The organism is Mesorhizobium sp. M0626, from assembly GCF_040320665.1.
Lineage (GTDB): Bacteria > Pseudomonadota > Alphaproteobacteria > Rhizobiales > Rhizobiaceae > Mesorhizobium.
Genome location: NZ_JAMYQD010000010.1, coordinates 60,483 through 81,704, shown reverse-complemented (window position 1 = coordinate 81,704; position 21,222 = coordinate 60,483). Strand labels below are relative to the sequence as shown.

General features: G+C 61.1%; 23 protein-coding genes and 1 pseudogene. 12 read left to right on the top strand and 12 right to left on the bottom strand.

What is annotated here, in order from left to right; translation table 11 throughout:
* Positions 1 to 210 precede the first annotated feature (210 nt).
* The 5 genes and pseudogenes from NKI37_RS14320 to NKI37_RS14300 all read right to left on the bottom strand — a co-directional run bounded on the left by NKI37_RS14320 (position 211) and on the right by NKI37_RS14300 (position 5,311).
* A pseudogene (locus NKI37_RS14320) lies at positions 211 to 877 on the bottom strand (TIGR02117 family protein).
* 105 nt (positions 878 to 982) lie between these two features.
* A complete protein-coding gene (locus NKI37_RS14315) occupies positions 983 to 1,786 on the bottom strand; it encodes an amino acid ABC transporter ATP-binding protein (RefSeq protein WP_023671483.1) in 804 nt (267 codons plus the stop codon).
* 84 nt (positions 1,787 to 1,870) lie between these two features.
* Complete coding sequence (locus NKI37_RS14310; RefSeq protein ID WP_352791812.1) at positions 1,871 to 3,028, bottom strand: amino acid ABC transporter permease; 1,158 nt, start codon at positions 3,026 to 3,028, stop codon at positions 1,871 to 1,873.
* 4 nt (positions 3,029 to 3,032) lie between these two features.
* A complete protein-coding gene (locus NKI37_RS14305; protein ID WP_352791814.1) occupies positions 3,033 to 4,220 on the bottom strand; it encodes an amino acid ABC transporter permease in 1,188 nt (395 codons plus the stop codon).
* Between the two features lie 62 nt (positions 4,221 to 4,282).
* Positions 4,283 to 5,311, bottom strand: coding sequence for an amino acid ABC transporter substrate-binding protein (locus NKI37_RS14300; RefSeq protein ID WP_023671480.1), 1,029 nt, complete (start codon positions 5,309 to 5,311; stop codon positions 4,283 to 4,285).
* Positions 5,312 to 5,769: 458 nt separating this feature from the next.
* On the opposite strand from NKI37_RS14300, the gene NKI37_RS14295 reads away from it, so the two are divergent.
* The 5 genes from NKI37_RS14295 to NKI37_RS14275 all read left to right on the top strand — a co-directional run bounded on the left by NKI37_RS14295 (position 5,770) and on the right by NKI37_RS14275 (position 9,987).
* The gene (locus NKI37_RS14295) at positions 5,770 to 6,939 is read left to right on the top strand and encodes a cystathionine beta-lyase (RefSeq protein WP_352791816.1); all 1,170 of its coding nucleotides are present in this window, start codon (positions 5,770 to 5,772) and stop codon (positions 6,937 to 6,939) included.
* 225 nt (positions 6,940 to 7,164) lie between these two features.
* Complete coding sequence (locus NKI37_RS14290) at positions 7,165 to 8,253, top strand: HPP family protein (RefSeq protein ID WP_352794474.1); 1,089 nt, start codon at positions 7,165 to 7,167, stop codon at positions 8,251 to 8,253.
* 103 nt (positions 8,254 to 8,356) lie between these two features.
* Positions 8,357 to 9,025 (top strand): RNA polymerase sigma factor, encoded by a 669-nt coding sequence (locus NKI37_RS14285; RefSeq protein WP_023705692.1) that lies wholly within the window; start codon positions 8,357 to 8,359, stop codon positions 9,023 to 9,025.
* 115 nt (positions 9,026 to 9,140) lie between these two features.
* The gene (locus tag NKI37_RS14280) at positions 9,141 to 9,665 is read left to right on the top strand and encodes a DUF4142 domain-containing protein (protein WP_352791387.1); all 525 of its coding nucleotides are present in this window, start codon (positions 9,141 to 9,143) and stop codon (positions 9,663 to 9,665) included.
* A gap of 10 nt (positions 9,666 to 9,675) precedes the next feature.
* Entirely contained in the window at positions 9,676 to 9,987 is a 312-nt protein-coding gene (locus NKI37_RS14275; protein WP_352791389.1) for a cupredoxin domain-containing protein, read from the top strand.
* On the opposite strand, the gene NKI37_RS14270 is transcribed toward NKI37_RS14275, so the two are convergent.
* Complete coding sequence (locus NKI37_RS14270) at positions 9,963 to 10,847, bottom strand: crotonase/enoyl-CoA hydratase family protein (RefSeq protein ID WP_023827222.1); 885 nt, start codon at positions 10,845 to 10,847, stop codon at positions 9,963 to 9,965. The two genes, NKI37_RS14275 and NKI37_RS14270, sit on opposite strands and share 25 nt — an antisense overlap.
* Before the next feature lie 81 nt (positions 10,848 to 10,928).
* Between NKI37_RS14270 and NKI37_RS14265 the strand changes: the two genes are divergently transcribed.
* Complete coding sequence (locus tag NKI37_RS14265; RefSeq protein ID WP_023827221.1) at positions 10,929 to 11,519, top strand: TetR/AcrR family transcriptional regulator; 591 nt, start codon at positions 10,929 to 10,931, stop codon at positions 11,517 to 11,519.
* A gap of 91 nt (positions 11,520 to 11,610) precedes the next feature.
* Here the strand turns inward: NKI37_RS14265 and NKI37_RS14260 are convergent, their stop codons facing one another.
* Together NKI37_RS14260 and NKI37_RS14255 are read right to left on the bottom strand one after the other, a co-directional pair.
* Positions 11,611 to 12,837: an anion transporter gene (locus tag NKI37_RS14260; RefSeq protein ID WP_023756417.1), complete on the bottom strand. Its 1,227-nt coding sequence runs from the start codon at positions 12,835 to 12,837 to the stop codon at positions 11,611 to 11,613.
* A 767-nt stretch (positions 12,838 to 13,604) separates the two neighbouring features.
* On the bottom strand, positions 13,605 to 13,841 hold the full coding sequence (locus NKI37_RS14255; protein ID WP_023671471.1) for a hypothetical protein: 237 nt from the start codon (positions 13,839 to 13,841) through the stop codon (positions 13,605 to 13,607).
* A 273-nt stretch (positions 13,842 to 14,114) separates the two neighbouring features.
* On the opposite strand from NKI37_RS14255, the gene NKI37_RS14250 reads away from it, so the two are divergent.
* The 5 genes from NKI37_RS14250 to NKI37_RS14230 all read left to right on the top strand — a co-directional run bounded on the left by NKI37_RS14250 (position 14,115) and on the right by NKI37_RS14230 (position 16,914).
* A complete protein-coding gene (locus NKI37_RS14250) occupies positions 14,115 to 14,441 on the top strand; it encodes a hypothetical protein (RefSeq protein ID WP_023727873.1) in 327 nt (108 codons plus the stop codon).
* A gap of 770 nt (positions 14,442 to 15,211) precedes the next feature.
* Positions 15,212 to 15,379, top strand: a complete 168-nt coding sequence (locus NKI37_RS14245) for a Thivi_2564 family membrane protein (protein ID WP_023755888.1) — start codon at positions 15,212 to 15,214, stop codon at positions 15,377 to 15,379.
* 13 nt (positions 15,380 to 15,392) lie between these two features.
* Positions 15,393 to 15,686 carry a hypothetical protein gene (locus NKI37_RS14240; protein ID WP_352543700.1) on the top strand — a complete coding sequence of 98 codons (294 nt, stop codon included), beginning with the start codon at positions 15,393 to 15,395 and terminating at the stop codon, positions 15,684 to 15,686.
* Between the two features lie 161 nt (positions 15,687 to 15,847).
* Positions 15,848 to 16,318: a GFA family protein gene (locus NKI37_RS14235; protein WP_023705683.1), complete on the top strand. Its 471-nt coding sequence runs from the start codon at positions 15,848 to 15,850 to the stop codon at positions 16,316 to 16,318.
* Positions 16,319 to 16,719: 401 nt separating this feature from the next.
* The gene (locus NKI37_RS14230; protein ID WP_023689885.1) at positions 16,720 to 16,914 is read left to right on the top strand and encodes a hypothetical protein; all 195 of its coding nucleotides are present in this window, start codon (positions 16,720 to 16,722) and stop codon (positions 16,912 to 16,914) included.
* Between the two features lie 85 nt (positions 16,915 to 16,999).
* On the opposite strand, the gene waaF is transcribed toward NKI37_RS14230, so the two are convergent.
* Together waaF and NKI37_RS14220 are read right to left on the bottom strand one after the other, a co-directional pair.
* A complete protein-coding gene (waaF, locus tag NKI37_RS14225; protein WP_023727870.1) occupies positions 17,000 to 18,022 on the bottom strand; it encodes a lipopolysaccharide heptosyltransferase II in 1,023 nt (340 codons plus the stop codon).
* Complete coding sequence (locus NKI37_RS14220) at positions 18,019 to 18,960, bottom strand: glycosyltransferase (protein WP_023808296.1); 942 nt, start codon at positions 18,958 to 18,960, stop codon at positions 18,019 to 18,021. The genes waaF and NKI37_RS14220 overlap by 4 nt, the downstream gene beginning before the upstream one ends.
* A 484-nt stretch (positions 18,961 to 19,444) precedes the next feature.
* Between NKI37_RS14220 and NKI37_RS14215 the strand changes: the two genes are divergently transcribed.
* Positions 19,445 to 20,290: a glycosyltransferase family 25 protein gene (locus tag NKI37_RS14215; RefSeq protein ID WP_352791393.1), complete on the top strand. Its 846-nt coding sequence runs from the start codon at positions 19,445 to 19,447 to the stop codon at positions 20,288 to 20,290.
* Positions 20,291 to 20,309: 19 nt separating this feature from the next.
* On the opposite strand, the gene msrA is transcribed toward NKI37_RS14215, so the two are convergent.
* Together msrA and NKI37_RS14205 are read right to left on the bottom strand one after the other, a co-directional pair.
* The gene (gene msrA, locus NKI37_RS14210) at positions 20,310 to 20,828 is read right to left on the bottom strand and encodes a peptide-methionine (S)-S-oxide reductase MsrA (protein ID WP_023671461.1); all 519 of its coding nucleotides are present in this window, start codon (positions 20,826 to 20,828) and stop codon (positions 20,310 to 20,312) included.
* Between the two features lie 68 nt (positions 20,829 to 20,896).
* A complete protein-coding gene (locus tag NKI37_RS14205; RefSeq protein ID WP_023689880.1) occupies positions 20,897 to 21,220 on the bottom strand; it encodes a hypothetical protein in 324 nt (107 codons plus the stop codon).
* Positions 21,221 to 21,222 lie beyond the last annotated feature (2 nt).

Genomic DNA, 21,222 nt, shown 5'->3' with positions numbered 1-21,222 from the left:
CCCCCCTCTGTCCTGCCGGACATCTCCCCCGCAAGGGGGGAGATTGGATGTCGCCGTCGCCTTCGCCAAAATCGCCGGCGTTGCAGCAGGAGCGCCGCGGGCAAAACGGCTGATCTCCCCCCTTGCGGGGGAGATGGCCGGCTGGCCAGAGGGGGGTGCGTGCCGCTGACTTCAAAAGATCCAACACTGTCGCGGTGCGATGAAGGACTGCTAGTTATAAAACCGCATTGAAAATCCCAGCGAGGCCGGCAGCGGGTTTCCACCAGCCGGTGCGCAGGCCGGCGGTGCGCAGGCCGGCGGCTGTCCAGGTGTTACAGCCGACAAGCGCGTTGAATTGGCCGTTCGCCTCGAAGAAGCGGTCGAAGCTGGAATAGGCGGCGTTCTCGATGACGACCGGACCATGCGGCCCTTGCTGGAAACTCGCGTCGATATAGTCGAGCAGCGCTGCAAAACGTTCCTCATCGATGTCGAAACCGGTGACAGCAGGGTGCGGCTCGGCGATGGCCCCGGCGATATCGACATGCATGACCGAGGCGTCCAGTGTCAGCGCCTTGAGGACGGGCACTGTCTTCAGCTGCGACCAGCTCGGCGTCTCCAGATAGAAGGCCCGGCCGCCCCAGCCAAAGACGATGTAGCGCACTTCCGGGGTGTCGACAGGGATGCCGGCAGCGACCAGGAAATGGAAGCGCCGGCGCACCTCGTCATCGACGGGAATGGCGATGTCGGTGTGGATCGGATTCTCCAGCACCAGAATATGGCGCGTGCCCTCACCCGCCGCTGACGCCGGCCACAGCGGACGCGGCACCAGCGTGCCGAGCGTGGCAGCGAGCGCGACCACGATAATCAGCATGGCCACGAAACGCAGGGCTTTTCTCATGCGGCGGCGGCTTTGTGTTTCAATGGAGAAGATCAACCCCGACCCCAGATAGCAAAAGAGCCCGGCCGCATTACGGCCGGGCTCTTTTGGTTCGCATGAAAATGCTCAGTGCAGGATCTGCGACAGAAACAGCTTCGTGCGCTCGTGGCGCGGATGGTCGAAGAACTCGGCCGGCGTGTTCTGTTCGACGATCTGGCCCTGATCCATGAAGATCACCCGGTTGGCGACCTTGCGGGCAAAGCCCATTTCGTGAGTGACGCACAGCATGGTCATGCCTTCCTCGGCCAGGCCCACCATCGTCTCCAGCACTTCCTTGATCATTTCGGGATCGAGCGCCGAGGTCGGCTCATCGAACAGCATGATGCGCGGGTTCATGCACAGCGAACGCGCGATCGCTACGCGCTGCTGCTGGCCGCCCGACAGCTGGCCCGGATATTTGTTGGCCTGTTCGGGGATCTTGACGCGCTTGAGGAAGTGCATGGCGATTTCCTCGGCCTGCTTCTTCGGCGTCTTGCGCACCCAGATCGGCGCCAGCGTGCAGTTCTCCAGGATGGTCAGATGCGGAAACAGGTTGAAGTGCTGGAACACCATGCCGACCTCGCGGCGCACCTCGTCGATCTTCTTGAGATCGTTGGTGAGTTCCTTGCCGTCGACGATGATCTTGCCCTTCTGGTGCTCTTCCAGCCGGTTGATGCAGCGGATCATGGTCGACTTGCCCGAGCCCGAAGGACCGCAGATGACGATGCGCTCGCCGCGCATCACCTTGAGGTTGATGTCCTTCAGCACATGGAACTCGCCATACCATTTGTGCATGCCGATGATGTCGATTGCGACATCGGTGGTCGAAATGTGCATCTTCTTGGCATCGACCTTGATCTCTTCGGCGCTGACGGCGTTTTCTATGACCATGGCAGGTTCCCCTTTTTGTTCTGTCTTTTAGCTATGATGCATGTCGTTGTCCCAAAACCGCTAAACACTTTTGGGCGACATGCATCAACGTTTGTGGCCGGTGTCGAGCCGGCGTTCCGTGTACATCGAATACCGCGACATGCCGAAGCAGAACAGCCAGAAGACGAAGGCTGCAAAGATGAGACCGGATCTCGCGGTCTGTGGGGTCGCCCAATTGGCGTCCGAGAAGTTCTGCTTGACGACGCCAAGCAGGTCAAACATCGAGATGATGATGACGAGGCTTGTGTCCTTGAACATACCGATGAAGGTATTGACGATGCCGGGGATGACCAGCTTCAGTGCCTGCGGCAGCACGATCAGCACCATCTTCTGCCAGTAGCCCAGGCCAAGCGAATCCGCCCCCTCATACTGACCCTTGGGGATCGCCTGCAGGCCGCCGCGCACCACTTCGGCCATGTAGGCGGCGGCAAACAGCGAGACGCCGATCAGCGCCCTGAGATATTTGTCGAACGAAACACCGGCGGGCAGAAACAGCGGCAGCATGACGCTGGCAAAGAACAGAACGGTGATCAGCGGGATGCCGCGAACGAACTCGATGAAGACCACGCACAGTGTCTTGACGATCGGCATCTTGGAGCGCCGGCCGAGCGCCAGCACGATGCCCATCGGCAGCGACACGGCAATGCCGACAAAGGACAGGCTCAGCGTCACCAGCAGCCCGCCCCATAGCTGGGTCTCCACATGCGGCAGGCCGAAGATGCCGCCGACCAGGAGCACGAACGCGATGATCGGCAGTGCCAGGAATAGAAGAATGGCGTTCAACCCCTTGCGCGGCACACGTGGCATCAGCAACGGCACCAGCAGCGCCACGAACAGGACGGCGACCAGGATCGGCCGCCAGCGCTCTTCCAGGGGATAGCGGCCAAGCATCAACTGGCCGAACTTCGCGTTGACGAAGGCCCAGCAGGCGCCTGACCAGCCGTCCGGCTGGATTCCGCCTTGCGCCACCGTGGCGCATACAGTCCGGTCCGGCCCCGTCCACTGGGCGTTGATGAAGGCCCAGTTGACGATGGGCGGCACGATCATCACCACCAGCGCAATAGCCACTACAGTCAGGATGACGTCGCCCACCGAACCGATCAGGTTCTTGCGAACCCAGGCGAAAGGCCCCCGCACGCCGGCCGGGGCTTGTTGAGCGAGTGCCATTTCGGTCCGCACCCAGGAGGTATCATGTTCCTGCATGGTCTTACCTCTCCACCAGCGCCATCCTGGCGTTGACCACATTCATCACCGCCGACGTCACCAGGCTGATGATGAGATAGACGACCATCATGATCAGCACACCCTCGACCGCTTGACCGGTCTGATTCAGCACTGTGCCCGCGATCGCCGTCAGGTCGGGATAACCGATGGCGATGGCCAGCGACGAGTTCTTGGTCAGGTTGAGATACTGGCTGGTCAGCGGCGGGATGACGATCCGCATGGCTTGGGGAACGACGACAAGCCGCAGGATAGATCCCGGCCGCAGCCCCAGGGCGCCAGCCGCTTCGGTCTGACCCTTGCTGACGCCGAGAATGCCGGCGCGCACGATCTCGGCGATGAAGGAGGCCGTGTAACAGGACAGCGCCAAATAGAGAGACAGGAACTCCGGCCCGATCTGAAAGCCTCCGGTCAGGTTGAAGGTCGATTGTTTTGGAAAGTCGAAGCTCAAGGGAAAGCCGCTCAGCGCATAGGCCAGGAGCGGAAGGCCGACGATCAGCGCCGCCGAAGTCCAGAATACGGGAAACTGCTGGCCCGTTGCCATTTGCCGCTGGCGTGCCGTGCGCGCGACAAAAAAAGCCATGGCGATGCCGACAAGCAAGGCGACAAACATCAGCCAGGAGCCGTCGCCCCAGATAGCGCGCGGAAAATAGAAACCGCGTTGGTTGAGGAAAGAGCCGAACGGCAAATTGAAACTGTCGCGAGGCGCCGGCAGTACCGCGAGCACGCCTGAATACCAGAAGAAGATCACCAGCAGCGGCGGGATGTTGCGGAACACCTCGACATAGACCGTGGAAATCTTGCGAACCAGCCAGTTGCGCGATAACCGGCCGACGCCGACAATGAAGCCAATGATGGTCGCGGTGATAATGCCGGCAACGGCGACGATAATGGTGTTGATAAGCCCGACGACAATGGCCTGGCCATAGGTCGAATCGGAATCATAAGCGATGGGCCTGACTGGAATGTCAAAGCCTGCTCGGTTGTTCAGGAAGCCAAAACCGGAAGTAATATGCAAGCGCTGCAGGTTGACGATGACGTTGTGGACGATCCACCAGACGCCCGCCACCAGCAAGATGACAACCACCGCCTGGAAGAAAAACCCGCGGACTTTCGGATCGTTGATGAAGGAACCGCGGCTCGGCTCCTCGCGAAGAACTTCCTGCGACGCCATTGCTCATCCCCTGGAAAGAGAAACCGGAAGGCAGATGATCTGCCTTCCGGATCACATTTCGATCAGCGGATCGGCGGTGCGTATTGCAGGCCGCCCTTGGTCCACAGCGCATTGATGCCGCGCGCGATCTTCAGCGGGCTGCCGGTGCCGACATTGCGCTCGAACATCTCACCGTAATTGCCGACTGCCTTGACGATGTTGACGACCCAGTCATTGCTCACGCCAAGGTCGGTTCCGATCTTGGTTTCGGCTTCCTGACCGAGCACGCGCTTGATCTCCGGATTATCGGAGGTCTTCATCTCTTCGACATTGGCCTGGGTGATGCCCAGTTCCTCTGCCTGCAACAGGGCGAAGTAGGTCCACTTGACGATGTGGTACCACTGGTCGTCCCCCTGGCGTACGGCGGGGCCGAGCGGCTCTTTGGAGATGATCTCGGGCAGCACGACATGGTCGGCCGGCGCACTCAGCGTCAGGCGGATGCCATAGAGGCCGGATTGGTCGGTGGTGTAGACGTCGCAGCGGCCGGCGTCATAGGCAGCGTTGACCTCTTCCAGCTTTTCGAAGACGACCGGGTTGTACTCCATCTTGTTCGCCTTGAAGTAATCGGCGAGGTTGAGCTCGGTGGTGGTGCCGCTCTGCACGCAGACTGCCGCACCTGAAAGCTGCAGCGCCGAATTGACGCCAGGCAGTTTCTTGGCGTTGATCATGAAACCCTGGCCGTCATAATAGGTGACGCCGATGAAGTTCAGGCCAAGCGCGGTATCGCGATTGATGGTCCATGTGGTGTTGCGCGACAGGAGATCGATCTCGCCCGACTGCAACGCGGTGAAGCGCTCCTTGGCGCTGAGCGGCGTGAACTTGACCTTGGAGGCATCGCCGAAGACTGCACCAGCGACTGCGCGGCAGAAATCCGCGTCGATGCCTTTCCAATCGCCTTTGTCGTCAGGCGCCGAGAAGCCGGCCAGGCCCGTCGAGACACCGCACTGGATGAAGCCCTTCGCCTTGACGGTATCGAGCGTTGTCGCCGACGCGGCCGAAGCCATCCATCCAAGCGCAGCGGCACCGAGAATGCCAATTGCAATATGTTTCATAACCCACAGACCCTTTTCTGTTTTCAGGTAAACCCTGATCCTCAGGCAAATCCTGATCTTTTCCCGCGTGAACCCGGCTCCCATCCGGCTCATTCCGGAACCTCGCGTCGTAACCGACGCCCGGCCCCTCCCATTCACGAACTGCATCGAAGGCGATTATCTCTGTGAGGTCAAGGGAAATGACCGTTTCACGACAGCTTTGAAAACCAATTGCCGCAAATGCCTGAATTGCGGACAACACCATCAGGAAAGCAGCAAGCCCCGCAAACAAAAACGGCAAAATCCGTCGACGCTAATCCACATCCACTCATGAAATCCGCGGCTCTGGATTGCCACGCGTTCCAGACTATTCATAAGGGAATTGGCCTATGCAAAGGGCACCGCCTGGCGGGCGCCCGCTGTTGCACGGCCAATGCCGCCGCTCTATGGCTAGCGCTTTCACCACAAGGCGAAGAGCAATGGCGACTGACGGCAACGAAATGGGTATCAACACGCGGCTTGCCCATTCGGGCAACAATCCGCACGACTATTTCGGCTTCGTCAATCCGCCGATCGTGCATGCCTCGACCGTGCTCTATCCCAATGCGTCGGCGATGGCGGCGCGCAGCCAGAAATACACCTATGGCACACGCGGCACGCCGACCACCGATGCGTTGGCGCATGCGATCGACGCGCTGGAAGGCTCCGCCGGCACCATAATCGTGCCGTCGGGCCTGGCGGCGGTGACCGTCCCGTTGCTGGCGTTTCTCTCGGCAGGCGATCACATCCTGATTGTCGATTCCGTCTACCATCCGACCCGCAATTTCGCCGACACGATGCTGAAGCGGCTGGGTGTGAAGGTCGAGTATTACGATCCGCATGCCGGCGCCGGCATCGCCAGCTTGATCAAGCCCAACACCAAAGTCCTGTTTACAGAATCACCGGCCTCCAACACCTTCGAGGTGCAGGACGTTCCGGCGATCGCCAAGGCGGCGCATGAAGCGGGCGCCATCGTCATGATGGACAACACCTGGGCAACGCCGCTCTATTTCCGTCCGCTCGACCACGGCGTCGATATCTCGATCCATGCGGCGACGAAATATCCAGCCGGCCATTCGGACGTGCTGCTGGGCACAGTGTCGGCCAATGCCAACTGCTGGAAGCAGCTTTGCGAGACGTTCTACACAATGGGCTGCTGCGCCGGCCCCGACGACGTCTACCAAGTCCTGCGCGGCCTGCGCACGATGGGCGTTCGGCTGGATCACCATCAAAAGAGCGCGCTTTCGATTGCCACCTGGCTTGAAGGCCAGCCCGGCGTGGCCCGCGTGCTGCACCCGGCGCTTCCTAGCCACCCCGACCACGCGGTGTGGAAGCGTGATTTTTCCGGCTCGAGCGGCATCTTTTCCATCGTGCTCAAAGGCGGCGGCCAGAGACAGCAGCATGCCTTCCTCGATGCGTTGAAAATTTTCGGTCTCGGCTATTCCTGGGGCGGCTATGAGAGCCTTGCCGTGCCGGTCTTCCTCGGCGACCGTACCGTCGCCAAGGGCCCCTATGACGGCCCGCTGATCCGGCTGCAGATCGGACTCGAGGATGTCGAGGACCTCAAGGCCGATATCCTGCGCGGGCTGGAAGCGGCCGCTGCGGCATGACACCAGCAAACTTGCGAAGCTGATTCCGCTGGTCCGCCCAACCCGTTGAAAGGATTGGCGAGCGACTTTCGCAGGCGATCGACGTCGCAAAGCCGCTCATGGGTCGACCAAGCGCAATGTTATTTCCCCAATGCGCGCTTTTTCGGATCGGTTTGACTTTCAAACTCGTCGGTCCAACGCCATTGCAGGCGCTGCGCGCACAATTCCAGCCGGACTGAGCTTGCCATGGCCTTTCGTCTCTTTGTCCCCATTCTCGCCGGCGCGACGCTGCGCGAGCGCCTCATCGCCTGCGTCGGGGCGATGATCGGCATTGCGCTGACCGGCGCGATCGGCGCGCTGGTGCTTGGCAATGGCCCGCATGTGCCGCTGCTGGTGGCGCCGATGGGGGCGTCGGCGGTGCTGCTGTTTGCGGTGCCTGCAAGCCCGCTGGCGCAGCCATGGTCGATCATCGGCGGCAATACAATATCGGCGCTGGTCGGCGTGATCGTGGCCCATTTCGTCCATCAGCCCGTTCTCGCCACGGGCATTGCCGTGGCGATGGCGATCGCCGCCATGTCGTTCTCGCGCTGCCTGCATCCGCCGGGCGGAGCCGCCGCACTGACCGCCGTGCTCGGCGGGCCGGCCGTGATCGGTGCGGGCTTCCTGTTTCCGTTCGTGCCGGTGGCGCTGAACTCCATGATGCTGGTCGCGCTCGGCTATGCTTTCCACAGGCTGTCGCGACGCAGCTACCCGCATGTGCCGGCCCCTGCCCCGAAAAGCACGCACGGAACCATCGATCCGCCGGCTCAGGAGCGCATCGGCTTCCGGGCCGAGGACATCGATGCCGCGCTGGCTGCGCTCGACGAGACCTTCGACATCGACCGCAACGATCTCGAACAGCTGCTGCGACAGGTCGAACTGCAAGCGACGATGCGCGCACACCGAACCATGTTGTGCGAGGACATCATGTCCCGCGACGTGATTTCGGTCGATGAACACGCGTCCGCCGATCGGGCGCGTCATCTGCTGCTCGACCACAATATCCGCACGCTGCCGGTTGTCGACAAGGACGCCAGGCTGGTCGGCACCGTTGGATTAAGGGAATTGGCGCGAGCCGACGAAGCCGTCGGAAGCGTTACGTCGACAGCGTCGACCGCCGCCGCCGGTACGCCCGCCATGGCCCTGCTACCGGTGCTCACCGACGGCCGCACCCATGCAGTCATCATCGTGGACGGGGACAGCCGCATCCTTGGCCTGATCACGCAGACCGATCTGCTTGCGGCAACGGCGCGAGCGCAGGCTGCTGACAAGCCGCTGGCGGAAGCAGTATTCTAGGCGCCGTCGGAGCCGGGCGAAAATGGCCGGGAACCTTTTGCCGGCGATGTCATCCAATGTCTTGATCGAGGTTTCGGACGGGGATTGGATCGAGGAACTGGCCATGCCTGCTATGTCTCTACCAATGCCCACTGCTGCTTCAAGCGAGATGCTTCTCGTGCGCCGCGCGCTGGCACGCGAAGGCAACGCCTTCCGCATCATCATGAAGACCCATAATCAGCGGCTCTATCGCATCGCTCGCGGGGTGGTGCGCAACGATGCTGAAGCCGAGGACATCGTCCAGGAGGCCTATGTCAGAGCCTTTGCCCATCTCGATGCCTTTCGCGGGGAGTCCTCATTGGCCACCTGGCTGTCGCGCATCGTCATCAACGAGGCGCTCGGCCGTCTGCGCAAAAGGCGGCGGACGGTGGCGAAAAACCCGCAAGCCGAAATCATCCAGTTCCCCCTCAATCCCAGCGACGATCCGGAGCGGACGATGGCGCAGCGGCAGATCCTCGAGTTGGTGGAACGGGCGACCGACAGCCTACCCGATGTTTATCGGACGGTGTTCGTGGCGCGGGTTATCGAGGGGCTCAGTATCGAGGAGACCGCCGAGCTGCTTGGCGTGCGGCCGGAAACCGTCAAGACAAGGCTACACCGCGCCCGCGCCCTGGTACGCAAGGCACTCGACGACCAGATCGGGCCGGTGCTGCTCGACGCCTTCCCGTTTGCCGGCCGGCGCTGCGACAGGCTGACCAGCGCCGTCATGCAGCGGCTCGGCCTGGAGAGCTGATCATCGGCTGATTTGGCCGATTTCCCCGGGAACGTTTGCCGCCGCTGCGCATCCAATGACCGTCAACTGAAAAACACGGCCCGGCGCGATCCCGCGTCCGGGCGAAGGAGATGCCATGCTTACCCGACACACCGCCGCCCTCGCTGCCTTGCTGCTGCTTGGCGCTGCCCCGCTCACACAAGCCGCCGACAAGCCGACGGACCCGCAGATCGCCCACATCGCCTACACGGCAGGCGTCATCGATGTGGAAGCCGCCAAGCAGGCGATCAAGAAATCGAAGACCAAGGAGGTCGTGGATTTCGCCAACGACATGGTGCGCGACCACGAAGCGGTCAACGCGCAGGCACTGGAACTGGTAAAGAAGCTGAAGGTGACGCCGGAAGACAACGCAACCAGCCAGGCGCTGACCAAGGCTGCGGCCGAGGAGCGGGCGAAGCTCGCCAAACTCGACGGCGCAGCCTTTGACAAAGCCTATGTCGACAACGAGATCGCCTACCACAAACAGGTCGACGGCGCGCTTGAAACCCTTTTGATCCCATCGGCCAGCAATGCCGAGTTGAAGAGCCTGCTGCAGACCGGCCTGAAGATTTTCCGGGGCCATGAACAGCACGCCGAGCATGTTGCAGGTATGCTGAAGTAAGGACCAGGCTATGTCGAAACGGCAGCTGTGGATTGCACTGGCGCTGGTCTTCGGGACCTCACCCGTGCAGGCCGAAACCATCCAGGTCACCATCGACAAACTTGTCTTTTCGCCGGCCACCGTCGACGCGAAGGTCGGCGACACGATCAAGTGGGTGAACAAGGACGTGTTCGCACATACGGCTACCGTCAAGGGTGGCTGGGAAGTGATGATCCCGCCGAAGACAACAGCGAGCCTGACCCTGCGGAAGGCGGAAGCGGTCGACTATTTCTGCCGCTTCCACCCCAACATGAAAGGTCATGTGGCCGTGACGGCGCCTTGATCCCGGTCCGCAAGCCCGTCCTGCTGCGTTGAGGCTCGCCTGGCTTCATCCGGACGGGTGATGTGTGTCCACGAGCCGTCGCAGCCCGACTGGCGCCGTGCGATCCAGGCATCCAGCCCTTCGCGCAGATCAGCGGTCGGAGCCATGCGGGCGAACTGCTCGGCCTCGACAGCCAAGCCTTCCGCGATGCTCTGGTTCAGGCCCCGCGCCACTGCTGTGAGGATTGAGGCAATTGCTGCAGGAGAATGCCTGGTCATGCGCCGGGCAAGATCAATTGCGGTGGACATCAGCTCCTCATGCGGCACCACCTGGTTGACGAGGCCGAGTTCGACGGCGCGCGGCGGCGGGAACCAATCGCCGGTCAACAGCAGCTCGAGCGCCCTCTTGCGCCCTGCCAGTCTCGGAAGCCGCTGCGTGCCGCCGAAAGTAGGCGGCATTGCAAGGTTGATCTCAGGCTTGGCGAACAAGGCGCGGTCGCTGGCGATAGCGAGCGGCACGGCTTCGGTGATCTCGCAGCCGCCGCCGAAGGCGATGCCGTTAACGGCGGCGATGACGGGCTTGCGGAATGCCTCCAGCCTTGCCGTCAGCCGCTGTCCGCGCATAACGAAGTCGCGCAGGGCAACGTCGACGCCGATGGCCACGCTGCCTGAGAATTCATGGATGTCGCCGCCGGCGGAGAAGGCGCGCTCTCCTGCTCCAGTGAGGATGACGGCGCGGATGGCATCGTCGGTCTCGGCCGCATCGAGGAGCGCAAGCAGGCTATCAATCAGCGCATAGTTCAAGGCGTTGAGCTTTTCCGGCCGATTAAGCGTGAGGATGGCGATCCCGTTGCGGGCCTCGGTGAGCACAAGCTCGGTCATGTCTTTTCCTTCCCTGTGTTTGTCGACGGAGAGGATCAGGCTTTCGGTTGTATGTATATTCACTAGTCGGTATACTTGCGTATGAGCGAAGTACCAAGCCCTACCCGCAAACGCATTGTCGATGCCGCAACGAAGCTGTTCTATGCCGAGGGGATCGGCCGCGTCAGCGTCGATGCAGTGGCGGAAAAAGCCGGGCTGACCAAGCGCACGCTCTACTATCATTTCAAGAGCAAGGACGATTTGATCGCGGCCTATCTCGACGGTCGCGACCAGCCGAACCTCAAGCAGATGGCCGGCTGGTTCGAGACGGCCGAAGGCGATGTCGAGCGCAAGGTCGAGGCGATTTTCACCAATCTGGCGCGCGTGGCGAAGCACCCGAAATGGAGAGGCTGCGGCTTTCTGCGCACGGCAGCCGAACTCGCTTCCATGCCCGGACACCCCGCCGTTAAAGCTGGGGCGCGGCATAAGCAGAATTTCGAGACCTGGTTGGCCGGCGAACTCTCAGGCCACGGCGTCGACGAGCCGCGGACCCTGGCGCGCGAAATCGTGCTTTTGATGGACGGCGCGTTCTCGATCATGCTGATCCACCGCAACCCCGACTATGTCGAGGCGGCCGGACATGCCGCTGCAACGCTGGTTCGGGCAAGGTTAGGATCGGCGACTATCCGCTAGAGCGTTTCACCGTCTAATGGAGACGGCGAAACACTCTATCTCTTTGTTTTGACGCAATCCGGACGGAAAACCGCTTCACACTGAAATTGCTCTAGAATCCAGCCGCCAGCCATGCCGTCCCAACGGCAAGGGTCAGCAGCGTCAGTGGCAGGCCGACCTTGAAGAAGGCTGAGAAGGACAGCTGCGTGCCGGCCGCCCGCGCCTGTTCGGCGACGATCAGGTTGGCGACTGAGCCAAGCAAGGTGAAGTTGCCGGCCAGCGTCGAGCTCATCGCCACCACCAGCCAGGCACGCCCGGGGTTTTCAAGGCCGGGTACGAATGGCCGCAGCGCCAGCACGGCCGGAACATTGCTCATGATGTTGGAGAGCACCGCGGTGAAGCCCGATAGCCGCCAGACGTCGTCCAGCCCGAGGTTCTTGGCCGAGGCGATGATGTCGGGCGTCAGCAGCGTCTTTTCGGCGCCGGCGACAACGATGAACAGGCCGGCGAACATGAACAGCAGCGGGCCGTCGATCTCGCGGTAGATGCGTGCCGGCTTGATGGCGCGGGTGAGCAACAGGATGGCGCCGCCGATGAGCGCTGCCTTGGCAACCGGAACGCCGGCGAAGAAGGCGATGGCCAGGCCGATGCAGACAACCACCGCCTTCAGCACCTGTCCCGGCAGCATGCGGCCGCGATAGACCTCCGGGTTGAGATCGGCGGTGCGGGCGAATTCGGCGCGGTAGACGATGCGCACGATTACGATGACCGCGACGAGGCCGAAGAGGGCAACCGGCGCCAGGGCGGCCGAAAAGGCTGGGTAGGAAATTCCCGACAGCGCGCCGATGACCATGTTCTGCGGGTTGCCGGTGATGGTGGCGACGCTGCCGCAGTTGGACGCGGTGGCGGTGGCGATCAGATAGGGAATGGGATTGCGATTGATGACACGGGTGACGTGGACGACGATCGGCGCCATGACCAGGCAGATGGCGTCGTTGACCAGGAACGCCGACAACACGCCGGTCAACAGCGTCACCATCACCAGCAGCACGAAAGGCGCGTGCGCATGCTCGATAGCATAGGCGCCAAGCGCCCGGAAGGCGCCCGACACCTTCAGATGCGCCACCACGATCATCATGCCGAGCAGCAGCGTAATGGTGTCGAAATTGATGGCGCGATAGGCATCTTCCATACTGAGTGCGCCGATGGCGATCATCGCCGCCCCCCCCAGCAAGGCGATCCCTGCCCGGTCGAGACGGAGGCCTGGAATACGCCCGATTGCGACGCCGGCATAAGTCAGGACAAGGATCAAAAGTGCCGCTGCGCCCATCAATGTCATTGGCAGACATCCTTGTCCAAACGAACCGACGCAGGAACGGACTGTTCCCGCCCAGGCATTTGCCGGGCAGCTTTAACGCCGCTCCAGCAAAGCGAAAGCCTATAACGATCCGAATGCGAAAATCGGTGGGCAAAATCGCGGGTCGACCGATGCCGGGAGCAACCGGAGCTTGACTTTGAGACGGCCGAAATTGGGAACGAGACACGCGCGGCGGACTGCCGGTGGCCTGAGATCGCCATCCGCGAAACTTCCCCCTCGGAAGGCTCGTGATCTATGTGATTAAATTCTAATTTAGGCTTTCCGGGTATGGATAGCTTAGCCGTATTTCGGCCTTGGGGTTTCAGATGGTCCAGGTTCTTGAGAGGGAATGCCGTGTCTCGGAGAACGAGGCTCTGCTGGCGCGTCCGATAGAATGTCCACAATGCCACGGAACCCGCAAGGTGTTTGTCTGTGCCCGGTGGGCGAGCTCGAACGGCCATTGCTGCCCTGGAGGAACACACCGGCTCAGGTGCCCCGGTCACAGCGTCACGTGCATGGAGTGCGAAGAGAACCTTGAGCGTATCTGAAAGCGATCGCGACCATTTCCTGTTCGGAAAACGCAAAAAGCCCGCTCCGGCGAACCGGAGCGGGCTTTGCAACAATACGCCAAGAGTACCCTGCTGAGACCAGTACCCTGCCGAGAGCCGACCCGCTTTGCGTTTCCGCCACTGCAATAAATTGGTAGCGGCACTTCCAGAAAAAGCGATTGTTGGCTAACCGCCGTCGGATTACTCGCCCGACTGGCCGTCGCCAGTCACACTGCTGCCCAGAATTCCAAAGTCCTGAGACTTTGTTCCTTGTCCCGCAGTCAGGAATCCATCCGCATCCAGGCCGCGCCGCAGCAGTTCCCGCACTGCCGCGGACCGGCTTGGCATGCGCTTTTCGAAGCGCCAGTTTTCCAAGGCAGCCAATTCCTCGGCTGTCAGCATGATCTGCAGTCGCTCGGGTCGTTCCAGCTCGGCCATTCGCGCCTCCAACCGTCAAGACCAAAAATATGGTGAGTTAGTATGTGTCTCAATTGCAGTATAGCTAGGGGTCCCCGTGCAGCGCGTCAAGAGAGGCTGATGGGTGACTCACATACAAGACCAACGATGAGGAAGACACGCCGATAGCACAACCCTCGCAGTCTACTAACTACTTGATTTACTTGAGAATATTTTATATTCTTCTTGCCATCTGAAGGTCGTTGGCGCATCTTGATCACGACGGGACAACCGGCTCCTGAAAGGAAGGTTTCCATGCGCTACGGATATTCGGCTCGGCTACGGGAGGATCTCAATTCACGGGTCCTGGGCGCGCTGCGCTCGCGCGGAATGGTCAATATTGCGGTGGTTGCCGAGGACATACGATTGCGTAACCTGGACGAGAACGTCGCCCTTGAAGACGTCGAGCGGCTTGTGATGCAGACGGCCCAACTCTACGGCGCGGTGATGGAATTGGACGGACTGACCTCCGTCGAGGCGGGGAGATTGACTTCGCTTGCCGACGATAAGCACGAACTGTCTGGCATCGGCAATTCCGACACCACAGGCGGCCAAACCGCTCCCCTGCTGGGATTGTCCTAAGCGCGACCCTCTCTTTCAATCGACAAAATCCGCGAGAGAGATTTGGACCGAACTCGGCGGCGCCTGGAGCGTCCAGACGACGCCTTGTCCCCAAATTCCAGTTGTCCGGTGCCGCTAAGCGCTTGTGGCGCAACCCGCTGGAGGACGACGGAGCCAAAACCGCGGCGCGTCGTCCCACTCATTCGGCGGCCTCGTTGTAGAACGTGATGCGGCCCCGTGTGTCGATGGTGTAGGCTGCAACGGGCAACGCTCCCAACAAACTGGCGGGCCCGACACCTGGGATTCCAATCCCCGCATGTTGGATGACGTATTTCCCTACCCCAAATTCCCCACCTGCTCGATTTGCCCGTTCCGCGGTAGCTGAGATGCACGTGCGAGGTTTCGGTTCCCGTCGTCCCCTTGGGACGGCAATTGTTCTCCTGCGAAAAGGCGATCACCCGCCGGGCGGCGCCGGATCTCAGGGCTCGCGCAAATGTCGACAACGAAGCGCAACTCAGGCCGTCTTTGTCGGAAGCTCGTCAACCCGAGGCGGTTCTCCCGTTAGCCCCGCCTGACGCCAGCAACAAGTTGCCTGGGACTGTGTCGCCGATGGCAAACGACAACCATTGCGGCAAACAGGCCCTGATCGGCATCCAGCTTCAAAGGCTGCGGAACGTTGTTTCGCGGCCTTTACGCTGCGCCGATGGCTTCGCATCGACAGGAACCAATCAAGGGCCAGAGCGTTTGCCGCTGCGTACTCTTCTCAGACGTAGCCAGACGGAGTGAGGGACATGGCTTCATCGGTACTTATCGGCATTCTAATCACTTTCCTGGTGATCGTCCTGGTGCTCTATCTCATCCAGCGTCTGCCGCTCGATGGCCGCACGAGGCAGATCGCGCAGATCGTTGTCCTCATTATCGGCATCATTTCGCTGTTGAAATACCTGGCCGTATTTTAGGATAAGGATCGCCATGACATCCCAAACAATCGCATGGATCATTGGAACGGCGTTGTTTGCAGCAACAAGCACGGCCCACGCCCGACCCGACACGCGTTCGATGAGCTGCGAGGAGACGCAGCGCCTGATCCAGAGCCATCACTCGGCGGTGTTGACGACCGGCCGGAATACTTACGATCGCTATGTCCGCCAATACGGCAACGAGTGCGACTGGCCGGAGGTGCCGGTCGCTGCCTCCGTTCCGACACGTGATCGCCAGTGCCGTGTCTATTGGTGCCGGGAACCGGTGTTCGATTTCCCGAACTGACACATCCAGCAGCCTTGCGGCGGTCGTTGCCATGGCGCTCCCGGGTTCAGACGATGCTTTGCGCGAGGCGACATGGAACCCTTGCGCTGCGGGTGAATTGATTGTGCGCATGGCGCTGCAAGATGTAGTGGTGTGATGCCCAACCAGATGGAGGAGCGGTCATGCCCAATGATACAAGGCGGAGCGGCAGCTGCCTGTGCGGCGGCATCCAGTTTTCGGTGACGGGAGATCCCTTTCGGATTGGCCTTTGCCATTGCAAGGACTGCCGCAAGGCTAGCGGGTCGGCTTTTTCGGCGTTTGCAGTGTGGCCGCTCGAGGCGTTCGAAACGACGGGTATCGTCAGCAGCTACGGCGACAGAAGTTTTTGTCCCACCTGCGGCGGCCGGGTCCCTTTGGTTCGTGAGAATGAGGTGGAAGTGACGATTGGCAGCCTCGATGAGGTGCCCACCGAAGGGCTGGAGCCCAGCTATGAACTCTGGGTCAATCGCCGTGAGCACTGGTTGCAACGCTTGCCTGCCGCCCGGCAATTCGAGCACGACCGGGTCGATGACGAGCCGACAAACCGGACAGCCGAACCAATTTCTGACGGTGTCGAGACGCCGTCTAGCTTGCCGCAACGCAAGTCGGCCTAGCGCGAGCGGCGCAGACAGCCGGCAGGCAGGAAATCGTTCTCGAAACCGCCCGATGCCGAACGGAGCGTCCCCGGTCAGCTGGAATTCGTCTTGTGGTTGCAACGATGCTACGTTTGTTTGGAAACGAGAGCTTAAGACCACGCAATATCGTTACGTCAACTATGCTGCCCAAGCATCTCGTGGTGTGAACTGAAGGAATCTCCCTTTCTTGTACAAAAAGAAGCTTTGTTTATTTTCTTTCCGTCACATAGTGTAGCGAATCTTGAAGCCGGATGGGGCGGCTTTCATGCAGCCAGCGCCTTCGCAGGATCGCGGTCCGCACGTGCAATATCCACTTCACGGCAATCTTCATGCAAGCATAGTCAGCGCAAAGTTCATGCGCAGACATTGGGGGGGCACCAATGGACCAGCCGAGCAAAATGGAGAACCTGCAGTTCGCGCAAGGGATGCTGCGGGAGCTTCGGCAGAAAGCCGAAGCCGACGGCCAGAAGCTTCTGACCTACCTCATCGACATGGCCTACCTTGAAGCCAGCGACCGCATCCGTGCACATTGGGTCGGCAATCACGAGCCCGAAAACCGCAGGGCCAAGGGGTAGTGTCAAGGGGTAAACCCGAAACGGGGCTATGGTTGCCCCCACGGGGCGTTTTTAACCAGACGCCTGGGGCCGGCGAGACCATTGGTCAGTTGGCGATACCGGCTGAGATGTCAGCCAGAGCCTCCCTCACCCGAGTTTCGCTGACGCCGCGCGTGTCCTTGACCCAGCTGGGCGTCGAAAGCGGCGGTTCGATAAAGCGAACATGGTTGTTTACGGGCCCATGCACATAGGGGCGATTCAGCCCGTAGATGAGCGCGCATGGGACGTTCAGGGCAGCGGCGGCGTGGGAAATCCCGCCATCAACCCCGAGGAACATGGTTGACGCAGCGATCTGGCACATCGCGTCAGCAATCGACGGGGTCGAGGTGAAGTCGATTGCCTCAGGAATGGCGGCGCGGATTTTTGCGGCACCGGCGTGCTCGCGCGGTCCGCCCACAATCCAGATTGCCCAGCCGCGATCATGATGGTCTCTGGCGATCGAAATGAAGCGCTCGACGGGCCATGAGCGGAAATTCTCAATGTCGGCAGTATAGAGCGCCAGTGCCGGTCGGTCGGCATCGATCTTCTTGTGCTGGCGCCATTCGTCCAGTTCGGCCGGATCGACCACAAGCCGGGGCGCCGGCCACTCTGCGCCCGCAGCCGGCTTTTCGCCAAGCGAGGCAATCGAGCAGACCTCCTCGAACAGCCGCGTCTTGCGGGGTCCGAAGGCCCATAGATGGGCCAACCAGCCGGCGGGGAAGCGATTGAGGAGGCCGAATTGCAACTCCTGCGGATAGCCGATGCGCTCCTCTATTCCGGCCATGAACGCCATCAGCGCCGCCTTGGTGCTGCTGGTCATCAGATAGGCCGTACGGTAATTTTCCTTGCGCAACTCGCCAACCAGGCGGCTGCGCTCGCCAAAACCGGGGCGCTGATGACGCTTGGCAAGCGCCCAGCCCTTCCTGACATGCGGCATCAGGCGCGCCAGCGGCGCTGCAACGGGCGAGGTGACGACATCTATGGGGCGATCAGGAAATCGCGCGGCAATGATCTGGATGGCGGAATGGCAACGGACGAAGTCGCCGACCGCGGGGAAGCCGACGAAGAGGATTGGATCGCCGGTCGTCAAGGAAGCGCTTCGCCGTCAAGGATGCGGGCATAGAGATCCAGATAGCCGCGCGCCGCTTTTTGGATGGGAAATCTCGTCGCCGCCGATTCGCGGCATTGCTGAGGCGTAAGGTCGGCGACGGCCTCGAAAGCGGCCGCAAATTCTTCATCGGTCTCAAAGAAGCGCCCGCTGTCGGCATCGACCGTCTCGGGCAATGCGCCTCGCGTCGTCGTCAGCACCGGAGTGCCGCACAACATGGCTTCGACCGGTGCGTTGCCGAACGGCTCCTCCCAGGCGATGGGGTTGAGGAAGGCTCGCGCTTCGCCGAGAAGGCGAAGCTTCGGCTCGCCGTCAACGATTCCGTGGAAACGGTATCGCCTGCCAAGGCTCTTGAAAAACAACCCTTCGCGGCGGGTCTGACTTCGGCCCAGCAGTTTCCAACGCGAGCCACCGGCGATATCGAGACCGAAATCGAATTTTTTGGCGAGATCGACGGCGCGGTTGAGGCCTTTGCTTGATCGTGCAATGCCGGCGAGAAATAGCAGGCGGTCGCCCTTTGCAGCCGACAAACGATAGGCGTCCACCGGAAAGCCATTGTAGACGAATGTCTCGCGCCCATGCTGGCGGGCATGATTGGCGCTGATAAAGCTCCAGTTCGCAACTGGCATGGGCTGGTCCGGCATAAAGCCGCGCTGCGTATTCAGCGTTGGAAATGGCACCTCGACGGGCCAACTATGGGTGTGGACGATTTGCGTGTCGCGCGGAATGGCTGCCCGGCATTCGGCATCGGTCGAAGCGTGCCGGACTTCGAAGAGCGGGTGGCTGGAGCCAGGGCCAGCGATCACCACGACTTCGTGTCCGAGACGAACCATCTCCGTGGCCAGCCATTCGACCTGACGCTGAATCCCACCGTAACCTCGGCAGGGTATTACGCCCTTCAAAACGAGCGTCACCCGCATTGACCTTGCCTCACAATGCTCTCAAAGACGGCCCAGTTGCGTCACGGGCTGGGCATTGTCAAGGTCGCGCCAGAAACGCAAAAAGCCGCGGCGGCCTCGATCGGGTTACGGAATCGTTAATCAGCGCTTGCTACTATACCGGATGACCAAGAATCTCGGCAATGCACCCAGGACCATCTCCAGGCAACAGCCAAAGACCTCCGCTCTTGGTGGGCTGACGCCCGCCCTGTTTCCCCTTGTGGTCGTCGCGCTCGGATACATGATCGGTCGGCAATTCTTCGGCTTCTAGGGCGACTCGTCTAGGCGCGCACGGTAAAGGCTCGCGCCACGCGGGGGACGCCGTCAATGTCCACCCAACTTCCAAAATCAACCGGCGGCACCGTACGCCGCTACCCACTGCCCCGCACGTAAGCAAATTTTGTGCAATCACGGGAACGTGATATTCACTGATCACCGGACAAAGGGGGCGCTGATGAGGTGTCTGGTGATCAATCTTGATCGTTCTCGCGATCGGCTGGCGCATGTCGCGTCCGAGTTCGGCCGGATCGGAGTACCATTTGAGCGTGTCTCCGCCATTGATTGCCCCGATTGCTGCTCTGTCGCCAAAAGCCCGCTGAGCGCTGCTGAGGTTTGCTGTTTCCTGAGCCACCGCTCGTGTTGGGAGATCGTTGCGAACGGCGCGGATCAATATGGCGCGGTTTTCGAGGACGACGTCGTTTTCGGCGCGGGCGCCGGCTCGCTGCTTGCTTCTGATCGATGGGTGCCGCGCGATGCCGATGTGATCAAGCTGGAAACGCATTTTGCCAAAGTGAGGGTCGGACGCAAGGAAGTCGCTCTCGATGATGGGGTTTCGCTTGCCAGACTTTATGGCCTGCACGCGGGCGCCGCAGGCTATGTCATCTCCAGATCGGCAGCGCAAAGATTGCTGCGCAGGACCATGCATCTGAGAGGAGAGGTCGACTTCGTTCTTTTTCACCCAGGATTCATGACCTGCTCGCTCAACCGAATCTATCAGATCATGCCGGCGCTTTGCGCACAGCACCATTTTGTTTCGGGACGAGAGCGCTTTCCAAGCCTCGTGCGACGGCCCGGGAGGCGGCCAAAACCGTTTCTCGATCGAATTGTCGGAGAAGCGGTGCGAACCTTCGCCTATCTTCGAAACCAGAGCCTGACCGGAGCAAAGAAGATCGAGGCCGTCGCGTTCTCAGGCTCTGAGGTCGACGGCAAACCCGTCCACGGCGCGTTCATCTATGGGCAGCCCGAGCACGGCCACCTCAACAAGGCGGCCGGCATACCGATCGCGCGGAAGAATAGTTCGACCGCCAGATAAGCAGACGATAGCGGCTGCGTTACGAAACAGCCTTTTCGCGGACCGGAAGCTTCCAGCCCGGCCTGACAAAGTGGCAGGTATAGCCGTTGGGGTATTTCTCGAGATAGTCCTGATGCTCTGGCTCCGCCTCCCAGAAATCGCCCACCGGCGCAAGCTCGGTGACGACCTTGCCCGGCCACAGTCCAGAGGCATCGACATCGGCGATGGTGTCTTCGGCGACGCGCTTCTGCTCGTCGCTGGTGTAGAAGATCGCCGAGCGATAGCTCATTCCGACATCGTTGCCCTGGCGGTTCCTGGTGGTCGGATCGTGGATCTGGAAAAAGGATTCGAGCAATGTGCGAAAGCTGATCCTGGCCGGATCGAAAACGATCTCGATGGCTTCGGCATGGCTGCCGTGGTTGCGATACGTGGCGTTGGGCACATCGCCACCGCTATAGCCGACGCGGGTAGAGATCACGCCGGGATAGCGCCGGATCAAATCCTGCATGCCCCAGAAACAGCCGCCGGCAAGGACTGCACGTTCGGTGGACGTCGCCATATCATACCTCCATTGGATTGCTCCTTAGGTAGGCATTGTCGCTGGCTTCTTCCAGCATCTCAAGTGCATCACTCGTTGCCGGCCGAGCCGAACCGCCGCACGATGACCTCGAAGACGATGTCGGAAATCCACATGGCCGAGACGCCGATCAAAAAGGCGGCGGCGAGCGTCGTGGTGTCGTCGGCCGGATCGGGGATAGGCATGCCGGTTGCCCTGAACCAGGCGACGGCAGGCAGCGTCAGATACGCAGCCGCCAGCGCCCCGCAGATCGGCGAGGCAATCATCTCGCGCAGCTTGTAGCGATGGCGCGACAGTGCTCGCAGCACGCCGCCGGCTAGCCCGGCGGCGACGACCGGCCCCTTGATGCCGAGCATGTCGAAGAGGTCGTGCATCG

What these genes read in the sequence shown, in the direction of transcription:
- NKI37_RS14315 (WP_023671483.1), bottom strand. Translation starts at nt 1,786, where the DNA reads ATGGTCATAGAAAACGCCGTCAGCGCCGAAGAGATCAAGGTCGATGCC.
- NKI37_RS14310 (WP_352791812.1), bottom strand. Translation starts at nt 3,028, where the DNA reads ATGCAGGAACATGATACCTCCTGGGTGCGGACCGAAATGGCACTCGCT.
- NKI37_RS14305 (WP_352791814.1), bottom strand. Translation starts at nt 4,220, where the DNA reads ATGGCGTCGCAGGAAGTTCTTCGCGAGGAGCCGAGCCGCGGTTCCTTC.
- NKI37_RS14300 (WP_023671480.1), bottom strand. Translation starts at nt 5,311, where the DNA reads ATGAAACATATTGCAATTGGCATTCTCGGTGCCGCTGCGCTTGGATGG.
- NKI37_RS14295 (WP_352791816.1), top strand. Translation starts at nt 5,770, where the DNA reads ATGGCGACTGACGGCAACGAAATGGGTATCAACACGCGGCTTGCCCAT.
- NKI37_RS14290 (WP_352794474.1), top strand. Translation starts at nt 7,165, where the DNA reads ATGGCCTTTCGTCTCTTTGTCCCCATTCTCGCCGGCGCGACGCTGCGC.
- NKI37_RS14285 (WP_023705692.1), top strand. Translation starts at nt 8,357, where the DNA reads ATGCCTGCTATGTCTCTACCAATGCCCACTGCTGCTTCAAGCGAGATG.
- NKI37_RS14280 (WP_352791387.1), top strand. Translation starts at nt 9,141, where the DNA reads ATGCTTACCCGACACACCGCCGCCCTCGCTGCCTTGCTGCTGCTTGGC.
- NKI37_RS14275 (WP_352791389.1), top strand. Translation starts at nt 9,676, where the DNA reads ATGTCGAAACGGCAGCTGTGGATTGCACTGGCGCTGGTCTTCGGGACC.
- NKI37_RS14270 (WP_023827222.1), bottom strand. Translation starts at nt 10,847, where the DNA reads ATGACCGAGCTTGTGCTCACCGAGGCCCGCAACGGGATCGCCATCCTC.
- NKI37_RS14265 (WP_023827221.1), top strand. Translation starts at nt 10,929, where the DNA reads ATGAGCGAAGTACCAAGCCCTACCCGCAAACGCATTGTCGATGCCGCA.
- NKI37_RS14260 (WP_023756417.1), bottom strand. Translation starts at nt 12,837, where the DNA reads ATGACATTGATGGGCGCAGCGGCACTTTTGATCCTTGTCCTGACTTAT.
- NKI37_RS14255 (WP_023671471.1), bottom strand. Translation starts at nt 13,841, where the DNA reads ATGGCCGAGCTGGAACGACCCGAGCGACTGCAGATCATGCTGACAGCC.
- NKI37_RS14250 (WP_023727873.1), top strand. Translation starts at nt 14,115, where the DNA reads ATGCGCTACGGATATTCGGCTCGGCTACGGGAGGATCTCAATTCACGG.
- NKI37_RS14245 (WP_023755888.1), top strand. Translation starts at nt 15,212, where the DNA reads ATGGCTTCATCGGTACTTATCGGCATTCTAATCACTTTCCTGGTGATC.
- NKI37_RS14240 (WP_352543700.1), top strand. Translation starts at nt 15,393, where the DNA reads ATGACATCCCAAACAATCGCATGGATCATTGGAACGGCGTTGTTTGCA.
- NKI37_RS14235 (WP_023705683.1), top strand. Translation starts at nt 15,848, where the DNA reads ATGCCCAATGATACAAGGCGGAGCGGCAGCTGCCTGTGCGGCGGCATC.
- NKI37_RS14230 (WP_023689885.1), top strand. Translation starts at nt 16,720, where the DNA reads ATGGACCAGCCGAGCAAAATGGAGAACCTGCAGTTCGCGCAAGGGATG.
- NKI37_RS14220 (WP_023808296.1), bottom strand. Translation starts at nt 18,960, where the DNA reads ATGCGGGTGACGCTCGTTTTGAAGGGCGTAATACCCTGCCGAGGTTAC.
- msrA (WP_023671461.1), bottom strand. Translation starts at nt 20,828, where the DNA reads ATGGCGACGTCCACCGAACGTGCAGTCCTTGCCGGCGGCTGTTTCTGG.
- NKI37_RS14205 (WP_023689880.1), bottom strand. Translation starts at nt 21,220, where the DNA reads ATGCACGACCTCTTCGACATGCTCGGCATCAAGGGGCCGGTCGTCGCC.